This window comes from Paenibacillus sp. 23TSA30-6, from assembly GCF_014858585.1.
Taxonomy (GTDB): domain Bacteria; phylum Bacillota; class Bacilli; order Paenibacillales; family Paenibacillaceae; genus Paenibacillus.
Window position 1 is genome coordinate 1 of record NZ_SLTL01000076.1, and the last position, 2,825, is coordinate 2,825.

At 39.8% G+C, this 2,825-nt stretch carries 4 protein-coding genes and 1 pseudogene; 2 read left to right on the forward strand and 3 right to left on the reverse strand.

Going from position 1 to position 2,825, the window contains the following annotated elements:
• Positions 1-186 precede the first annotated feature (186 nt).
• The 3 genes and pseudogenes from E0698_RS26115 to E0698_RS26125 all read right to left on the reverse strand — a co-directional run.
• Complete coding sequence (locus E0698_RS26115) at positions 187-690, reverse strand: hypothetical protein (RefSeq protein ID WP_238354171.1); 504 nt, start codon at positions 688-690, stop codon at positions 187-189.
• A complete protein-coding gene (locus E0698_RS26120; protein ID WP_192513411.1) occupies positions 662-1,207 on the reverse strand; it encodes a PadR family transcriptional regulator in 546 nt (181 codons plus the stop codon). The genes E0698_RS26115 and E0698_RS26120 overlap by 29 nt, the downstream gene beginning before the upstream one ends.
• A 264-nt stretch (positions 1,208-1,471) precedes the next feature.
• Positions 1,472-1,627: pseudogene (locus E0698_RS26125) on the reverse strand (transcriptional regulator); the annotation flags it as partial.
• Between the two features lie 409 nt (positions 1,628-2,036).
• On the opposite strand from E0698_RS26125, the gene E0698_RS27400 reads away from it, so the two are divergent.
• Entirely contained in the window at positions 2,037-2,162 is a 126-nt protein-coding gene (locus E0698_RS27400; RefSeq protein WP_262384659.1) for a hypothetical protein, read from the forward strand.
• Between the two features lie 121 nt (positions 2,163-2,283).
• On the forward strand, positions 2,284-2,733 hold the full coding sequence (locus E0698_RS26130) for an ArpU family phage packaging/lysis transcriptional regulator (protein WP_238354172.1): 450 nt from the start codon (positions 2,284-2,286) through the stop codon (positions 2,731-2,733).
• The last annotated feature ends 92 nt before the right edge of the window (positions 2,734-2,825 follow it).

A 2,825-nucleotide genomic window follows, 5' to 3' on the forward strand; every position in this document is an offset into this window, starting at 1 on the left:
GCTAATACCTCCCCCTCTTCAATTAAAACGACCTGAACCAGTTAAAGCCTAAATTTCCTGTACGATCTTCAACACACCGTTCCTTAGATTCTTCAACAAAAATCCCCGCCGACCAGTTAAGGTTAGCGGGGATTCGCTTTGCTTACATTTAAGCACCTCCGATCTTCTGATCAGCTCATTCATGAATTATACATACCTGACGTTATTAAATTTCTTCTCTATATCTTCAGCAAATTTTCCGCCCTCATCGGCTAAATGTTTTCTCATAAAGAATCCACCAAAACCATTTATCCATGCTGCAAAAGCCAGTAGCCGAGATGGAAAGTCCGCTCCAATCGTACAACTAAATTCGCAAGAGTTGTTATCAATAGGCGTGATCTTCATTTCCCATGGAACTCCAACAATGGCGGGTATCCATCGCCATATATATGCTTCAGTCTTGTCAGAGTAGAAACGCAAATGATCCTCTGCGTGCTCTTTTAATTGATAGTGCTGAACAATCATCTCATTCCCCATATTTTCCACATTAACCATGTAGAATTCACCATTTTCAAAATAACTGCCCATTGCCTTGTGAGCTTTTGAAAATGTTTCATATTCAGCTGGAGTCATCTCAGTTACCCATTTGTACAAATCCACATTTTTAGCTGCAATCTGCAATTTAAATTTCTTTGTCATTCTCATCTTCATTATCCTTCTTTCCTATAATTTTTCTTGTGAGTTCATCGTGCCAATTCATAATCATTTGAAAATATTCTTTGCCAAACATCAACGTCGCGTGCTCATATACACCCATCTCATGAACGTGCTTCTCTTCTATCAAGGCAAGCTTGTTATATTCACAGGCGACAGTGGTTTGAAAGCTGGCAATCAATCGAACAACCTCAAGCTCGTCAAGATATTTATAGAAGAAAAGCTTATTTAAATACTCATAATTAAAAGGGGAAAAAGTACATGGTGTTTTTAACCATTCTATAAATTCACTCTTCCCTTTTTCCGTGATACCATATGATTTTTTGAATCTGCCTTCCTCTACCACTTCTTCATACGTGATAAGCTCCCGCTTTTCCATTTTTTTCAGCATAGGATATATGCTTCCGAAGCTGGCATCAATAAAGTTGGAAGTACTTAACGCCATCTTCTGCTTGATTTCATATCCTGTCATATCCTTTTCACAGAGGAACCCAAGTATTACATAAATCAACATAAAATCTATCCCTTCTTTCCTTGCATAGTGAATTATCCTTCTGAAATCAAAGGGAACTTATCTCTGTTTACATGTAGCGAATTTATATATATCGATTCGATATGTATAACATAAGAGTTGACGATCGATTTGTCAATAGCGGTTGCTGAAATTTTATTTGGAAAGATTATTTAAGCTACGCCGGACTAGAATCAGAGAATAACAGTACTACGCTTTCAAAATAAACAAAAAAATCCAAAGGATGTTATCCGATGTATCCAAATAAGGTCCCTTTGTCTCTTTCTCAAGTTCTTGGGAATTTCGTTTCGCTTGATGTTTTTTTGAATAATGTACTTCCGCTTTCCCTCTCATTTGCCGCGCCATTTCCTCAACCTTGTCCCATTTACGTAAAGACCTATACACGTTTGCCAAAGTTAATAGTCTTTTTTCAATATTTGCATAACAAACCAGAATACTTTCCAACAGTTGGTGTAGCAGTTCTCAGCCACCTTGCCAGAACCAAGGAGAAGATCAAAAGACTGTCTCCGGAAGAATACCAACTACAGTCCTCTGTGACATCTTAAGCCCATGTCTAAAGTTGGGCGCAGTTTATCATATAGAGTGCGACATATGTATTCACGAGACATGTTTCAACGCAACTCGGAACGGCGATCTGGCTGATGTTCGAGGCATTTGGTGAGGTTGTAGAGGAAGGAATACTATATTTCAGAAAAGCTAGTCTTTCGTTAGATGGCTTGCTTGTTAGAGTGAAGAGATTTTATACGACCTGTTAAGGGGTCAGATTGTTAGCTGCGAATGTCTAATAGAACAGAAGGGATTAGGTATTAAAATGACTACAGATTATCGAAAATTATTGATGGAATACGGCTATCCAGCAGACTTGGTAAACGGATTGAGTCTGAAAGAATGTCAGGCCGAATGGGACGAGTTCTGCACGGTATGCATCCCGGAGTAGTACAAACAACCCCCGTATTCCTTGACCGGATCGCGGGGGTCAATCGATCTAAACCTCACCAAATTATACCAAGGGTGAGAGAATAGCGATAATGGGGAAAAGAAGAAAAAACAACTTACAATTGACTTTTAACATTCTACCGATTGATCATAAAGCGACCCGCCTTGCGGTGGAGGAATATCTGGAGACGGTTCGGCAGTATCAGCAGATTGGTTTTGTACGGCGCGAAGCGGCAATTACGCAGGCGTATTCATATAGAGAGCATCAGTCCACCAACGCGATCAGCAAACAAACGGAGGACATCGCTACGTACAACGTGGACAAGGAAGCAAAGTTTCAGGCTAAAGATCGGCTCCTTGATATGGCAATGAGCAAACTTTCCAACATTCAGCGTAAGGTTATTCAGAGGAGCTATTTAGACAATGAGGCTGAATTTGATTATATCAGTTGCGGAGAGATGGGAATTAGCGAGAGTACGATCAAGATCGAGGCATTAAGCATTTTAGCTGCTGCATTGAGACTGGAAGTGATTAAAGAACAAATAAACTATGGAAGTGAAGTTGTTTGTTAAGCCAGGCTACCATAACAGTGCGACACGTTACTCTATAAGTGCTTAATAGCATGAAAAGAGTGGGTTTCCCAACAGGGAGCAACAACTGATTA

Coding starts and splice junctions, on each gene's coding strand:
- E0698_RS26115 (WP_238354171.1), bottom strand. CDS start 690: ATGAAGATGAGAATGACAAAGAAATTTAAATTGCAGATTGCAGCTAAA.
- E0698_RS26120 (WP_192513411.1), bottom strand. CDS start 1,207: ATGTTGATTTATGTAATACTTGGGTTCCTCTGTGAAAAGGATATGACA.
- E0698_RS27400 (WP_262384659.1), top strand. CDS start 2,037: ATGACTACAGATTATCGAAAATTATTGATGGAATACGGCTATCCAGCA.